This is a genomic window from Burkholderia sp. BCC0097 (assembly GCF_902832985.1).
In the GTDB taxonomy this organism is placed as follows: Bacteria; Pseudomonadota; Gammaproteobacteria; order Burkholderiales; family Burkholderiaceae; genus Burkholderia; species Burkholderia orbicola.
In genome coordinates this window covers 200423-213307 of sequence record NZ_CADFDM010000002.1, presented here as the reverse complement: position 1 = coordinate 213307, position 12885 = coordinate 200423, and the positions used below count along the sequence as shown (strand labels likewise).

Annotated in this window: 15 protein-coding genes; 6 read left to right on the top strand and 9 right to left on the bottom strand. The window is 66.5% G+C overall.

Annotated elements, in window-relative coordinates; translation table 11 throughout:
* Window positions 1–2 precede the first annotated feature (2 nt).
* Both HWX07_RS06230 and HWX07_RS06225 read left to right on the top strand, forming a co-directional pair.
* Window positions 3–1421 (top strand): FAD-binding oxidoreductase, encoded by a 1419-nt coding sequence (locus HWX07_RS06230; protein WP_175875633.1) that lies wholly within the window; start codon window positions 3–5, stop codon window positions 1419–1421.
* A gap of 32 nt (window positions 1422–1453) precedes the next feature.
* Window positions 1454–1696 carry a hypothetical protein gene (locus HWX07_RS06225; RefSeq protein WP_175875632.1) on the top strand — a complete coding sequence of 81 codons (243 nt, stop codon included), beginning with the start codon at window positions 1454–1456 and terminating at the stop codon, window positions 1694–1696.
* A 109-nt stretch (window positions 1697–1805) separates the two neighbouring features.
* Here HWX07_RS06225 and HWX07_RS06220 read toward each other — a convergent pair whose 3' ends face one another.
* Genes HWX07_RS06220 through HWX07_RS06210 form a run of 3 tightly spaced genes read right to left on the bottom strand, consistent with a single transcriptional unit; the run spans window position 1806 to window position 4724 of the window.
* Window positions 1806–3158, bottom strand: a complete 1353-nt coding sequence (locus HWX07_RS06220; protein WP_006481162.1) for a TRAP transporter large permease — start codon at window positions 3156–3158, stop codon at window positions 1806–1808.
* Between the two features lie 4 nt (window positions 3159–3162).
* Window positions 3163–3741, bottom strand: a complete 579-nt coding sequence (locus HWX07_RS06215) for a TRAP transporter small permease (RefSeq protein ID WP_175875631.1) — start codon at window positions 3739–3741, stop codon at window positions 3163–3165.
* Entirely contained in the window at window positions 3738–4724 is a 987-nt protein-coding gene (locus tag HWX07_RS06210; protein ID WP_175875630.1) for a TRAP transporter substrate-binding protein, read from the bottom strand. Before HWX07_RS06210 ends, HWX07_RS06215 begins: the two co-directional genes overlap by 4 nt.
* 565 nt (window positions 4725–5289) lie before the next feature.
* On the opposite strand from HWX07_RS06210, the gene HWX07_RS36935 reads away from it, so the two are divergent.
* The gene (locus HWX07_RS36935; RefSeq protein ID WP_244129938.1) at window positions 5290–5484 is read left to right on the top strand and encodes a hypothetical protein; all 195 of its coding nucleotides are present in this window, start codon (window positions 5290–5292) and stop codon (window positions 5482–5484) included.
* A gap of 35 nt (window positions 5485–5519) precedes the next feature.
* On the opposite strand, the gene HWX07_RS06205 is transcribed toward HWX07_RS36935, so the two are convergent.
* The 4 genes from HWX07_RS06205 to HWX07_RS06190 form a co-directional block, all read right to left on the bottom strand.
* Window positions 5520–6605, bottom strand: coding sequence for a helix-turn-helix transcriptional regulator (locus tag HWX07_RS06205; RefSeq protein WP_226135477.1), 1086 nt, complete (start codon window positions 6603–6605; stop codon window positions 5520–5522).
* Between the two features lie 300 nt (window positions 6606–6905).
* Complete coding sequence (locus HWX07_RS06200) at window positions 6906–7157, bottom strand: hypothetical protein (protein ID WP_175875629.1); 252 nt, start codon at window positions 7155–7157, stop codon at window positions 6906–6908.
* A gap of 356 nt (window positions 7158–7513) precedes the next feature.
* Complete coding sequence (locus HWX07_RS06195) at window positions 7514–8566, bottom strand: ankyrin repeat domain-containing protein (RefSeq protein ID WP_175875628.1); 1053 nt, start codon at window positions 8564–8566, stop codon at window positions 7514–7516.
* A 45-nt stretch (window positions 8567–8611) separates the two neighbouring features.
* Window positions 8612–9076: a hypothetical protein gene (locus HWX07_RS06190; protein WP_175875627.1), complete on the bottom strand. Its 465-nt coding sequence runs from the start codon at window positions 9074–9076 to the stop codon at window positions 8612–8614.
* 164 nt (window positions 9077–9240) lie between these two features.
* Between HWX07_RS06190 and HWX07_RS06185 the strand changes: the two genes are divergently transcribed.
* Together HWX07_RS06185 and HWX07_RS06180 are read left to right on the top strand one after the other, a co-directional pair.
* Window positions 9241–10332 carry an NAD-dependent epimerase/dehydratase family protein gene (locus HWX07_RS06185; protein ID WP_175875626.1) on the top strand — a complete coding sequence of 364 codons (1092 nt, stop codon included), beginning with the start codon at window positions 9241–9243 and terminating at the stop codon, window positions 10330–10332.
* Window positions 10329–11318: an AraC family transcriptional regulator gene (locus HWX07_RS06180; RefSeq protein WP_175875625.1), complete on the top strand. Its 990-nt coding sequence runs from the start codon at window positions 10329–10331 to the stop codon at window positions 11316–11318. Before HWX07_RS06185 ends, HWX07_RS06180 begins: the two co-directional genes overlap by 4 nt.
* A 42-nt stretch (window positions 11319–11360) precedes the next feature.
* Here HWX07_RS06180 and HWX07_RS06175 read toward each other — a convergent pair whose 3' ends face one another.
* Window positions 11361–11849 carry a RidA family protein gene (locus HWX07_RS06175; RefSeq protein WP_175875624.1) on the bottom strand — a complete coding sequence of 163 codons (489 nt, stop codon included), beginning with the start codon at window positions 11847–11849 and terminating at the stop codon, window positions 11361–11363.
* A 227-nt stretch (window positions 11850–12076) separates the two neighbouring features.
* Between HWX07_RS06175 and HWX07_RS06170 the strand changes: the two genes are divergently transcribed.
* Complete coding sequence (locus HWX07_RS06170; protein ID WP_050013598.1) at window positions 12077–12376, top strand: H-NS histone family protein; 300 nt, start codon at window positions 12077–12079, stop codon at window positions 12374–12376.
* Between the two features lie 172 nt (window positions 12377–12548).
* Here the strand turns inward: HWX07_RS06170 and HWX07_RS06165 are convergent, their stop codons facing one another.
* Window positions 12549–12881: a cupin domain-containing protein gene (locus HWX07_RS06165; protein WP_175876139.1), complete on the bottom strand. Its 333-nt coding sequence runs from the start codon at window positions 12879–12881 to the stop codon at window positions 12549–12551.
* Window positions 12882–12885 lie beyond the last annotated feature (4 nt).

Here is a 12885-nt window from a genome sequence, read left to right as displayed (position 1 = left end):
CGATGAACGCGCTGCCCGCCCCCGCCGCACACGCCGCGCAACGGCACGCGCTCGCCGCGGCACTCGGCGACGGCTGGCTCGAAGGCGCGGCCTGCGAACCGTATGCGACCGACGTCGTGCAGTACGGCGGCATGCCGCTCGGCGTCGCGCGGCCGGGCTCGACCGCCGACGTGCGTGCGCTGGCACGCGCCGCCGTCGCGCACCGGGTCGCGCTCGTCGCCCAGGGCGCGCGCACCGGGCTCGTCGGCGCGGCCGTGCCCGATCGCAGCGGCACGCAATGCGTGGTGTCGTTCGAGCGGATGCGCGCCGTTCGCGCGTTCGATCCGGCCAATCGCAGTATCACGGTCGAGGCCGGCGTGCGGCTGTCCGACATCAACCGTCTGGCGGGCGAAGCGGGGCTCTGCGTGCCGATCGATCTCGGCAGCGATCCGGCGGCCGGCGGCCTCGTCGGCGCAAACGCGGGCGGCAGCCGCCTGATCAAGTACGGCGACGTGCGCCGTCACGTGCTCGGTGTCGAAGTGGTGCTTGCGGACGAAGCCAGCACCGTGATCGACGCGCTCGCGCCACTGCGCAAGCGCAACGCGGGCTTCGACGTCGCGCAGTGCTTCATCGGCGCGAATGGCGCGAACGGCCTCGTCACCGCCGTGTCGTTCGCGCTCGCGCCGCTCGAACGGTCGTCGTGCGCGGCGTTCGTCGCGTTCGCGTCGTACGACGCGGCGCTCGCCGGCCTGCTCGCGTTCGAACGCGCATTCGGCGAAATGCTGTCGGCGTTCGAGTTCATGTCGGCGGCGGCGGTCGGTTGTGTCGCGGCGGCGTTTCCCGTGTTGCGCATTCCGTTCGACGCGAGCGATGCCGCGTGCTACGCGCTCGTCGAGATGGCGACCGGCATGCCGGGGCTCGACGCGCTGCTGGAGGAACGCACGGTCGCGACGCTCGACGCGCTGGCCGGCGATCGCGTGGTGCTCGACGCGGCATGCGCGCCGGCGGAACGCTTCTGGCGGATTCGCGACGCGCTGCCGGCCGCGGTCGCGCAGGACGGCGTGCCGCTGTCGTTCGACGTATCGTTCCCGCGCGGCGCGCTGGCCGGATTCGTCGCCGCCGCCGAGCAGTGGCTCGCCGCCGCGCATCCGGCGCTGCGCTGTCATGCGTTCGGCCATTTCGGCGACGGCGGCTGCCATCTCGTCGTGTCGATTCCGCATGCCGCGGCGCAACGCTACGGGCCGGTGCAGCAGGTGGCGCTGCGCGGCGCGCTGTACGACCGCGTCGTGCAGGCAGGCGGCTGCTTCAGCGCCGAACACGGCGTCGGGCCGGTCAATATCGCGTACTACCGCAAGCACGTGCCGGCCGCGCACCGGCAACTCGCCGGCGCCGTCCAGCACGCGATCGATCCGCTCGGCCTGATCGGGCGGGTCCGCTACTGACGCGCCGATTCGCGGCGCCACGGAGATTTCGCATGATGTTTCGACACCCGCCCGGCCCGGGCACCCCTGCCGGACCCGACGCCGATCCTTCGCCCTCCGGCATCCCGGCCACGCTGCCCGACTCGGGCGTGGTGGTCAACGTGCGGGGCGTCGCTTGCGTGATCCCGTTGTCGCCGCGCGACCATGCACGCCCGGCGCTGTGGCGCGAACTGGCGGACTGGCGCGACGAACGGTCGATCGCTCGCGACCTCGAAACGGATGAACGGCAGGATTGAGCAGCCGGCTCGCGACGGCCCGGCGAACGCGCCGCGCATGCAACCGCGGCGCCGGACCACGTCGGTCGTCCGGCGCCGCGACGGGCGAAACGCGCGACGCGCAACGCGATCAGAACACCGCGTGCCCGCTGATCAGGCTCGGCAGCCAGGTCGAGAAGAACGGCATGTACGTGACGATGTTGATCGCGCTGAAGATCGCGAGGTAGTACGGCCACGCCATCTTCGTGGTCTCGCCGATCGACACGTTGCCGATCGCGCAGCCGACGAACTGCACCGACCCGATCGGCGGGTGCACGAGGCCGAGCGAGCAGTTCAGCAGCAGCATGATCCCGAACTGCACCGGCCCGACGCCGCATGCCATCGCGATCGGCAGGAACAGCGGCGTCGTGATCAGGATGTGCGCGGCCATGTCGACGAACGTGCCGAGGAACACCTGGATGATGTTGATGTACAGCAGCATCAGCCACGGCGCCGCGGTCGACTGCTTCAGCAGCCCTTCGATCGCATCCGGAATCTCCAGGTACGACATCTGGAAGCGCAGCATGTTGGACACCGCGATCAGCAGCAGCACGACGCCCGTCGTGCGTGCCGCATGCGACAGCGCGCGGCGCAGCTTCTCGGCCGTCAGCGTCCGGTAGACCACCGCGGTCAGCACCAGCGAGTACACGACGGCGATCGCGGCCGCTTCGGTCGCGGTGGCGATGCCCTTCGCGACGCACACCAGGATGATCGCGATCACCATCAGCCCGGGCACCGCGCCGACGAAGCTGCGCAGCACCGCATACCAGCCGGGAAACCGCGGCAGCGCGGACGAGCCGTCCTCGCGGCGCGGATAGCCGTGACGCACGGCCTGCCAGTACGCGGCGGCGAGCACGAAGCCCATTACCCACAACACCGGCAGGAGCCCCGAGAACAGCAGGTCGCCGATCGACACGCCGCTCACCGGCTGGCCGTGCAGCATCCCGGTGATGCCCTGCGCGGCGAACGCGTAGATGATCATGTTGGTCGACGTCGGCATCAGCGCGCCGGCGAGCGACGCATGCGTCGTCACGTTGACCGCGTACGCGGCGCTGTAGCCTTCGCGCTTCATCAGCGGAATCACCACGCCGCCCATCGCCGACGTATCGGCGGTCGGCGAGCCCGACACGCCGCCGAACAGCGTGCACGCGACGACGTTCGCCATCCCGAGGCCGCCGCGGAAGTGGCCGACGGTCGCCTGCGCGAAGCGCAGGATGCGGTCGGCGATACCGCCATGCAGCATCAGTTCGCCGGAGAAGATGAAGAACGGCACCGCGAGGAACGAGAACGCGTTCATCCCCGAGATCATCGCCTGCATCGCGGTCGCGATCGGCAGGCCTTCGACCATGTAGGTCAGCACGCATGCAATGCCGAGCGCGAACGACACGGGCACGCCAAGCACGAGAAATATCAGAAAACTGACGGACAGGATCGCGAGTTCCATGGCGTTATTGTCCCGACGAAGAACGACGAAGCGCGAGCAGGTGCTCGAGCGAGAAGAAGATGATCGCGATCGCCGCGGGCATCGCGATCAGGTAGCGCACGCCTTCGGGCAGCCCGATGATCGGGATACGGTCGCCCATCGTCTCGACGGCCATGCTGCCGCAGCCGATCATGATCATGATCGCGAATGCGATCAGGCTCAGGTGCTGGATCGCGATGACCACCGTACGCGCCTTCGGCGACAGCCGGCGCACCAGCGAATCGAGGCCGATATGGCCACCGTCGCGCACCTTCATCGCCGCGCCGAACATCGCGATCACGATCACGAGCAACAGCGCGATCGGCTCGACGAAATCCGGTGCGTTCTCGAACACGTAGCGCATCACGACCGCGTAGAACACCAGCACCGTGAGCACCGCGAGGCACGCGGACGCGATCACGGCCAGCACGCGGAACAGCACGTCGTTCACGCAGCGCAGCAGCGGCGCGGCCGCACGCGGCCGGCACGGCGTCGCGCCGTCGGCGGCGGCCGCGTCCGGCGAGCCCACGGCCGCCGCGCCGTTCAGGGAAGTGCGACGCGTCACTTGGTAGCCTCGATCTCGTCGACGATCTGCTTCATCTGCGGCGTCTTTTCATACTTGGTCCACAGCGGCTGCATCGCCTTCACGAACGCCGCGCGGTCGATCTGCGCGGCCGGCACGATCTTCGCGCCGCCCTTCGTCACCAGCTGCTGCGCGGACGCCTCGCGCGCGGTCCACAGCTTCTGGTAGTACGGCACCGAATCGGCGGCCGCCTTTTTGATCGCCGCCTGCTCCTGCGGCGACAGCGTGTCCCAGATCTTCTTCGAGAACACCAGCACTTCCGGCGTCATCGCGTGCTGCGTTTCCGAGTAATCGGGCGCCACTTCGTAATGCTTGGTTTCCTCGTACGACGGCAGGTTGTTTTCCGCCGCATCGACGAGGCCCGTCTTCAGGCCCGTGTACACCTCGGCGAACGGCATCGGCGTCGGCGTGCCGCCCATCGCGCGGATCTCGTCGACCATCAGGTCGGACGGTTGCACGCGCACCTTCAGCCCCTTCATGTCGGCCGGCGAGCGCACCGGGCGCTTCGCGTAGATCGAGCGCGCGCCGCTCTCGTAGAACGTCAGCGCGATCATCCCCTTCGCGGTGAACGCATCGAGGATCTTCTGGCCGGCCGGGCCGTACATCGCCTTGCGGAAGTGATCGACGTCGCGGAACAGGAACGGGAACGACGGAATCAGCGACTCCGGCACGATCTCGTTGAACGACGCGCCGTTCACGCGCGCCATGTCGATCGCGCCGATCCGCACCTGGTCGACCGTGTCCTTCTCGGAGCCGAGCGCGCTGTTGCCGAACACCTTGATCGAATCCTTGCCGCCCGTCTGCTTCGACAGCTCCTCGCCCATGAACTTGACGGCCATGTTGGTCGGGAAATTGTCGCCGTGCACGTCCGCCGAGCGAAACACGCGCGCCTGCGCGGATATCGCGAAGCCGGCCATCAACGCGACGGCCAGGGCGGTACGGGAGCCGGTGAATCGGTGCTTCATGGTGAGTCTCCTTGATGGTCGATCGTTGTTGTGCGGCGATCCGTGGGTAGGCGCCTGCTTCACCCATGCGCGTTCTTGAATCGCAGAGTCATACGTCGTATGACGTGTTGAGCGAATGTACGTCGGTTAATCGTTTAACTCACTTGGTGCATACCCCTATAACCTTTGTCATAAAGGTTGATTGGCAGAAAGCGAGGAAGCACATTCTCCACTTTCGCATTTTTTTGCGAAACGTTTTCCAGAAACGGATTAGCATTCAAACTGGACACCGGCGCGGCAGCTTCCGGACAACCAGCGGCATTTCCGCCGCTTCGCTTACGGGTGTTGTAGGATGACTGACCAGAAAGTTGTCACGCCGCCTTGTTGTCCCATGCGCTTGAACCGGCCAGCGTGCTCGGCTTGCAGCAAAGCGGTCGTCGACTATTTTCCGGATATCGACCAGTGGAAGCCGTTCGGGTCGACGGGGGCGCTGTCGCTTCCGGTCATTCCGTCGCCATCGCGCATGCCGCCTGACGGGCACGTGCGATGCGCGCCGCGACATCATGCAACGCAAAAGGAGCCAGTGATGTCGACCACGAAGCCATCAGCGCAACCCGACCCGGCTACCCCGCCGAACGCCGGCGACGAAGGCCCCGCAGGCGCGCCGGGCATCGGCGAGGACACGTGCCGCGTCTGCCGCGGCACCGGCAGGGTGGAGGGCCAGCCCTGCACCGTCTGCGGCGGGACCGGCAAGATACTGCAGGGAATCGGCGGCGGATAGGCAAAAAGGCCGCCGCACCGGCGCGCGTCGCGCGCTCAGGTCTGCATGACCAGCGACGTCAGTTGCGCGGCGCGCGCCACGTCCGTCTTCGTGTAGATCGACTTGATCTGCGCGCGGACCGTGCCGATCGACACGCCGCGCAGCGCCGCGCACTCCTGCGGCGAGCGTCCGTCGCAGCACAGCAGCACGGCCAGCTCGGCTTCCGCCGACGACAGCCCGTAGAACACCCGCAAGCGTTGCGCGCGCGCCGACGGCGCACGCAGGTCCGCGGCCGTCATCAGCGCCGCGACGCCGGGCCGTTCGCGCGCGAGGCGCGACTGTTCCGGAACGGGAATCAGCGCAAGCGGCAGCGGCTCGCCCGTCGTACGCCGCAGCAATAGCCCGCCGCGCGCAAACGCGTACCGCCATTGCGTGTCATCGACGCAGCCTTCCGGCGCGAAACGGCCGTTGACGATCCGCAGCGCCGGTTCGGCGGCGATCAGCTGATCGGCCGCGCGGTTCGTATAGCGCAGTTCGCGCCGCGGGCCGAGCAGGAACACGGGCACCGGCACCGCATCGAGCGCCGACTCCGCGGCAGCCACGCGCGCTTCGAGTTCGCCGATGCGCGCATGGATGCGCAGCGCGCGACTGATGTGGCCGCCCATGATTTCGATGGTGCGGCGCTGCGCGTCGGACAATCCGTGCGATTCCGGGCCGCTCTGTACGCTGAGGAAAGCGCCGGCGCCCTCGCCGCGATGGATGTACAGGCCCGAGATGCCGCCGAGCCCGAACGGATGCATGAATTCGCGATAGAACACGCCATGTGTGCGCTGCCGCACCGACAGGTGCTTGACGTCCTCGAACCAGCGCCCTGCCGGCCAGTCGGCGGCAACCGGCACGACCGGGTCGTACAGGTAGAACTCGGTGTTGTAGCGGTGGTGGCATGCGGCGACCCATGACGGATCGTCGCCGGCTGCCCGCTCGATTGCCGGCATCCGCGCCGCGTCGTCGAACGACAGCAGTGTGGCCATGCGCGTGCCGACCGTCAGACGCAGCCCGTCCAGCACCGCTTCCCATCGTTGATCGCCCAGTGCCGCAGCGTAGACGTCATCGATCCATGCCGAGGGAATCAATCCGTTCATCTGCATCTGGCCACCCCGCGCCGTGCGTTTTTGTCGAACGCCGTTCGGGCATCTTACTCAATCGGTCTGATTGTTCAAATTGCCGATGCGGATTTGGCCGAAATACCACGTTTGTCACCGTTTCTCGTCAGACGTAAAGGTGATTTTTGACGCGGCGGGCGTGGAATCGGTGGCGATGCGAACGGCGGATGGCGGCCTGCGGCGCGGATCGCGCGGGACGAAAGCCTGTCGCAGATGGAGGCGTTCGAGGCCGGATGCGACGCGATGGCGCGCGGTTCGATACCCGGCCCGACGATGCACTTACTTCATCGCCACGAACCGCGCTTCCATCTCGTCGATCTTCGCGAGCACGGCTTCGCTCAGCTTTCTGACGTGACGCGGCACGTCGGGCGTGGACAGCAGTTCCTCGATGCGCCCGCGCCAGTATCTCGGATGCCTGACGCGCGCCGCGCCCGACATCGACACGTCGTCGACGTCCGTCTCGCTGTCCAGCAGCGCCACCATGCGCTGGATATGGGAGAGCTCTCGTTCCACATAGTCTCGTGCGAGCATATCGATTGAAATTCCCCGAAATACGACATCAGGCCTTCCGTCATCAACGCGCCGTCGGCCGCGGCGCCCACGACGCACCACGGACGTTGCGCATCAGCGTACGCGACGACCGTGTCAACCGACTGTGCGGATGCTCACAGCGATTGACACGCAACGGCAGGCCTGCTCGATTAGTTCTGGTGATATCCGGTCCCCGGCGCCTTGTTGACCATCGTAGGCGTACCGCTTGGCGACGGCATCCCCAAAAGTGGGGATGGCGGTTGATATCGGTCGGGGATCGCTTCCGGAAACGACGGAGCGCCGGAACGGCCGGCATGGGGTTGCCGGTCGGCGCCGCATGGCGACGCCGCCGCGCGCTACCGACGATAGGACGGAGGCGCGAGTTCGAGCGGATCGGGGTTCAGGCGCACCCACGCAACCGCGAGCCGGCACAGTTGCGCCGGGTCGCCGGCTTGCCGCTTGACGTCCTGCACGACGGCTTCCATGTCTGACAAATCGGCCGCCGGCAGCGACGTGCCGGTGCGCACGATGGCCGCGAATGCATCGGCCATCTTCCTGAAATCGGCATCCCAGTTGCAGCCGCCGTTGTGATCGAGTTCATGCGCGATGCGGCCCGAGATCCGGATGAGTTCACCCTGCACCGTCGCGGCGTGTCCCGTTCCCGGCACCAGTTGCGTCCACAACGCCTGATGCTGTTCCTGCCAGGTGCCGGCCGCGACGACGATCGGCGACCGGCCGTCGTGCAGCCGACGACGCGGCGCCGGGGGCACGTCGAACAACGCGTAGAGACGGTCCAGCGCAGCGCTCGCCGCATCGACGGCCTGCGGGTTGTAGCGCTCGCGCATGAACTCGAAACGCTCGCCGATTTCCGCGACGCGGGCCCGCATCGGCGGCGTCTTCGCCGCACCGGCGTCGAGCAGCACGTCGGCGAGCGCCACCATATGCTCGAGATCCGCATTGTCGCAGGTGCGCAATGCACGCTCGAGCGGCGTCTGCCCGTCCCGGTTCAACGCGTCGACGCGCGCGCCGTGCGCCAGCAGCAGGCGCGCGGCAAGCGCATGACGCGAATCGGCCGCCGCATGCAGCGGCGTGCCGATCGACGCTCCGTCGTCGTGAACGTCCGCGCCGAGTTCGAGCAGCACGTCGAAGCGGCTGCGCCGGCTGCGGGCCCGCACGTGCAAGGCCGTGTTGCCGTATGCATCGGCCGCGCCGATATCCGCGCCCTGTGCGACGAGCCAGCGCGCGAGATCGTCGGGACACCGGTCAAACGACAGCGCGGTCCGCTTGCTCGGCCCGCCGCGCGCATTCACGTCGCAGGTGTCGAACACCGCCTGAAGCTTCGCGACGTCGCCTTCTTCGAGCAGCGCGTCGAAGTCTTTCGGCAGCAGTTTCTTTTTTGCTTTCGGCATGGCGGCCCTCCTGCCTTCGATCGAGTGCGTATCGTCGGCGATTCGTCAAACTGATAACGCGGCCTTGAATCCATTGCCGCTTCTGCATACGACCCGATGCATCGGTCTGTCCAGCGGCTCCAGCGCCTCCAGCCCGGCCGGGCGGCCGGATGCGCCGCCGAGCTTCGTGATGTTCCAGCGTGCGGCATCGTTCCAGTCGTAATCCATTCGATAGGAAAACCGGGCATTCGCGCGAAACAGCGCGGCGCGGAATTTCCGGCCGTCGTTCGCGAGCGCGTCGCGCAGTAGCGGCCCGATGCGCATGATTCCGCCGATGAGCTCCCGATGCTCGATGGTCGAAACCAGCTCGACGCCGGCCGCCGTCGCGTATGACGCACGCCCGCCGTACTGCCCGTCGCCCGGTACGCTGAAACAAAGGTAAACTTCCTGCCAGCCGGGAAACGCGGCCTGCATGTAGCCGACTACGTGCCTGGCGAGTTCGATCACCCGCTCTGTCGCGTCGTCATTCATGTGTATTCCTTGAAACAGGATCGCGGACGAGCGTAATCGGACGTGGGGCGACGCGTCAATGGCCGTCGGCCCCACCCGCGCACGGCCGGTATCGCACCGCCTGTCGCCCCCCGCATGTCGATTGGCGCGCTTTGCGAGTGAAGTGGCGCGCAAAAGGCGGCATCATGGCGCATCACTTCTGCAACGGAATCCCGCCCGTGAATATCGATACCGACCTCCCCGTCATGGTCACCGGCGCGACCGGCTACGTCGCTGGCTGGCTCGTGCAGCGGCTGCTCGAGGCCGGCGTGACGGTCCATGCGGCCGTCCGCGACCCCGACAGCCCCGACAAGCTCGAGCATCTGCAGCGCATCGCGGCCGGCAAGCCCGGCACCATCCGCTATTTCCGAGCGGACCTGCTCGAACCCGGGTCGTACGCCGACGCGATGGCCGGTTGCGGGACCGTGTTCCATACCGCGTCGCCCTTCACCGTCACCGTCCGCGATCCGCAGAAGGAGCTGGTCGATCCGGCGCTGCTCGGCACGCGCAACGTACTCGAGACGGCCAACCGCACGCCGTCGGTACGGCGCGTCGTGCTGACCAGCAGTTGCGCCGCGATCTACGGCGACAACGCCGACCTCGCCGCGACGCCCGACGGTGTGTTCACCGAAGCAATCTGGAACACCAGTTCGTCGCTGACCCACCAGCCCTATTCGTATTCGAAGACGGTCGCCGAGCGCGAAGCGTGGAAGATCGCCCGCCAGCAGCAACGCTGGGATCTCGTCACCATCAACCCGTCGCTCGTGATCGGGCCCGGCATCAACCCGTACGCGACGTCGGAAAGCTTCGAAATCGTGCGGCAGATGGGCAACGGCACGATGAAAATCGGCGTGCCGGATCTCGGCATGGGCGCGGTGGATGTCCGCGACGTTGCCGACGCTCACGTGCGTGCGGCATTCTTGCCGGGCGCCAACGGCCGCTACATCGTGTCGGCGCACGACACGAGCCTGCCGGCGATGGCCGCCACACTGCTGGAACGGTACGGCGCCGACTATCCGGTTCCGCGACGCATCCTGCCGAAATGGCTGGTGTGGCTGGTCGGCCCGCTCGCGAACAAGAGCGTGACGCGCCGCGTGATCGCTCGCAACGTCGGGCTGCCCTGGCGCGCGGACAACAGCCGCAGCCGCAACGAGCTCGGGATGCGCTATCGCCCGCTCGCCGAGTCGATGAACGACTTCTTTCAGCAACTCGTCGAAACCGGGCAATTGCGGCAATGAACCGCTTCGCGATCTCGCCCGGCTGGCAGGTCATGATGGTCGATCTTGGCCTGCGCGCCGACGAACTGCTGCGGCGCGCGCAGTTGCCCGCCGATCTGTTCACGCGCCCCGAGAACGGGTTGACGACCCGCGAGTACTTCGGCCTGTGGCGCGCGATGGAAGACATGGCGAATACGCCGGCCGTCGCGCTGCGCATCCTCGATCTGCTCTCCGTCGAAACCTTCGATCCGCCGCTATTCGCCGCGTTGTGCAGCCCGAATCTGGAGATCGCGATCCGGCGCATCAGCCAGTTCAAGCCGCTGATCGGCCCGATGCGGTTGCGTGTGTCGCACGAGGTCAATGCGCTCACCCTCGCCGTCGACTTCCTGGAACGCGACGTACCGCCGCCCGGCATGCTGGTCGCGGCCGAACTCGGCTTCTTCGTGAAACTCGCGCGGCTGGCGACCCGCACCGAGTTGCCGGCGCGCGCCGTCACGCTGCCGCGCGACGTCAGCCCCCATCCCGGCTATGCGCGCTTTTTCGGCGTGACGCCGCAGTATGGCGACGCGCCTTCCGTGAGCGTGGCGCTGCAGGATGCACGACGCCCGTTCGTGACCGCGAACCATGCGATGTGGCGGATTTTCGAACCCGACCTGCGCCGCCGCCTCGACGCACTGTCGGCCGAGGCCGGCATCGTCGAGCGCGTGCGCGCGGCGCTGCTCGAATTGATTCCGGGCGGGCTCGCCACCGCGGACGGCGTCGCGCAAACGCTTGCGATCAGCAAACGGACGCTGCAGCGGCGGCTCGGCGACGAAGACGCGAACTTCAAGACCCTGCTCGCGGAAGTCCGCGAGAAGCTCGCGTGGCATTACCTCGATCGCTCGGATCTGCCCTACAGTCAGATCGCCTTCCTGCTCGGCTACCAGGACCCGAATTCGTTCTTTCGCGCATTCAATGAATGGACCGGAATGACGCCCGAAGCCGCCCGTTCACGCACGGCGCGTTGATCGACGCAAAGCGGCCCGCCCTGTCTATCCGGCCATTCCATATCAGCCGGGCGTGCCGCTGCGCTTCAAGCCGAAAATGAAATCGGCTTCGACCGACGCGCCCTTCGGCAATTGCAGCACGCCGACCGACGAACGCGTATGGATGCCGGCGTCGCCAAGCACCGCGACCAACACGTCCGACGCGCCGTCGGCCACTTCGCTCTGCATCGTGAAGCCGGGCGCGCTTCGCACGTACACGGTCATGCGCGGTACCGTCGCGATCGCATCGAGCGTGCCGCAATGCTTGCGGATCAGCGACAGCGCGCGCAGCGCCGAGATAGCGGCTGCCCGGCGGCCATCGTCCAGCGAAACGGATTCGCCCACGACGCCGACGAAATGCACGACTTCACCGATTCGCGGCACCTGGCCGGCAATGTAGGCCGTGCTTCCGTCGACCAGAACGGGCGTGTACTTTCCGCCGATCCTGATCGTTTCGTCCGGATCGAATCCGAATTCGGCCGCGACCTGTTTCAGTTTGTCATCCCTGTTCATCAGTGAATTCCCCAATCCCTCTGAAAAAAGATAAAGAATAATTGAGTCTCCGAAGCTTGTCCCGCAGGAAAAGATCGGTCACGAACGATCCAGTCAAACCACTTCTCAGGTGTTCGAAGCAGTCGCGGATTGCCATATCGGCAATGGAATTCACCGTCTCAGCAATTTTCTTCATCATTTCGGTTGAAACCGCTATCATGTATGGACACAAACCTGAAGAGTGATATATGGCAACTTACAAGGAACTGAAGGCTCAAATGGACGCTTTGGCCGAGAAAGCCGAGGCCGCGCGCGCCGCTGAATTCCAGGCGATCGTCGACGACATCCGCACCAAAGTCGCGGAATACGGCATTACCGAAAAAGACATTTTCGGTACACGCCGTGGTCGGCCGGCCAAACAAGCGGGCGCCCCCGTGCAGGCAAAGTATCGCGATCCGAAGACCGGGGCGACCTGGTCGGGCCGCGGTCGCGCGCCCGCATGGATCAAGGATGCGAAGAATCGCAATCGATTCCTGATTCAGGAATAAGCATCCCGGCACGGGCCGGCGCGCGATTCAACGCGCCGTCCGGCGATTTGGGCATTGATTGGCGCATCGATACCGGCGGGTTTCCAACGCTGCTCCGGTCGACGCGGTCTTGCCCGATCGGCGTGTCGGGCACTGGCCAATCGGCCAATCGCACCACACGTCAATCCTTTCTTCAGCGTTCGTAATAGACGGCAAGCCAGACGGTTTGCACTTCGTCATGCGTCCACGCGACACGATGACGGCAATGCGGCTCGATCAGCACGTAATCTCCGGCGCGCATATCGAGCCGCGTTGCATCTTCTTCGAATTCGAGCACGGCCGCGCCGGACAGCAACACGACCCATTCGGCCCGCGCGTCGTCATACCAGAACCCGTCCGGGCTCGTGTGCCCCATCGATACGATGCGCTCGACGTTCACGCGCGGGCTCGTCACGAGCAGGTCGATTCGCTCGTCGCCGCCGCGCCGCCCGTCGACGCTGAATAAATTACCGGTTGGAAGTTGCATGGCT

Excerpts from the sequence above, each read along its gene's own strand:
- HWX07_RS06220 (WP_006481162.1), bottom strand. The coding sequence starts at position 3,158 with ATGGAACTCGCGATCCTGTCCGTCAGTTTTCTGATATTTCTCGTGCTT.
- HWX07_RS06190 (WP_175875627.1), bottom strand. The coding sequence starts at position 9,076 with ATGAATGACGACGCGACAGAGCGGGTGATCGAACTCGCCAGGCACGTA.
- HWX07_RS06205 (WP_226135477.1), bottom strand. The coding sequence starts at position 6,605 with ATGAACGGATTGATTCCCTCGGCATGGATCGATGACGTCTACGCTGCG.
- HWX07_RS06185 (WP_175875626.1), top strand. The coding sequence starts at position 9,241 with ATGGCGCATCACTTCTGCAACGGAATCCCGCCCGTGAATATCGATACC.
- HWX07_RS36935 (WP_244129938.1), top strand. The coding sequence starts at position 5,290 with ATGTCGACCACGAAGCCATCAGCGCAACCCGACCCGGCTACCCCGCCG.
- HWX07_RS06200 (WP_175875629.1), bottom strand. The coding sequence starts at position 7,157 with ATGCTCGCACGAGACTATGTGGAACGAGAGCTCTCCCATATCCAGCGC.
- HWX07_RS06175 (WP_175875624.1), bottom strand. The coding sequence starts at position 11,849 with ATGAACAGGGATGACAAACTGAAACAGGTCGCGGCCGAATTCGGATTC.
- HWX07_RS06210 (WP_175875630.1), bottom strand. The coding sequence starts at position 4,724 with ATGAAGCACCGATTCACCGGCTCCCGTACCGCCCTGGCCGTCGCGTTG.
- HWX07_RS06195 (WP_175875628.1), bottom strand. The coding sequence starts at position 8,566 with ATGCCGAAAGCAAAAAAGAAACTGCTGCCGAAAGACTTCGACGCGCTG.
- HWX07_RS06225 (WP_175875632.1), top strand. The coding sequence starts at position 1,454 with ATGATGTTTCGACACCCGCCCGGCCCGGGCACCCCTGCCGGACCCGAC.
- HWX07_RS06170 (WP_050013598.1), top strand. The coding sequence starts at position 12,077 with ATGGCAACTTACAAGGAACTGAAGGCTCAAATGGACGCTTTGGCCGAG.
- HWX07_RS06180 (WP_175875625.1), top strand. The coding sequence starts at position 10,329 with ATGAACCGCTTCGCGATCTCGCCCGGCTGGCAGGTCATGATGGTCGAT.
- HWX07_RS06230 (WP_175875633.1), top strand. The coding sequence starts at position 3 with ATGAACGCGCTGCCCGCCCCCGCCGCACACGCCGCGCAACGGCACGCG.
- HWX07_RS06165 (WP_175876139.1), bottom strand. The coding sequence starts at position 12,881 with ATGCAACTTCCAACCGGTAATTTATTCAGCGTCGACGGGCGGCGCGGC.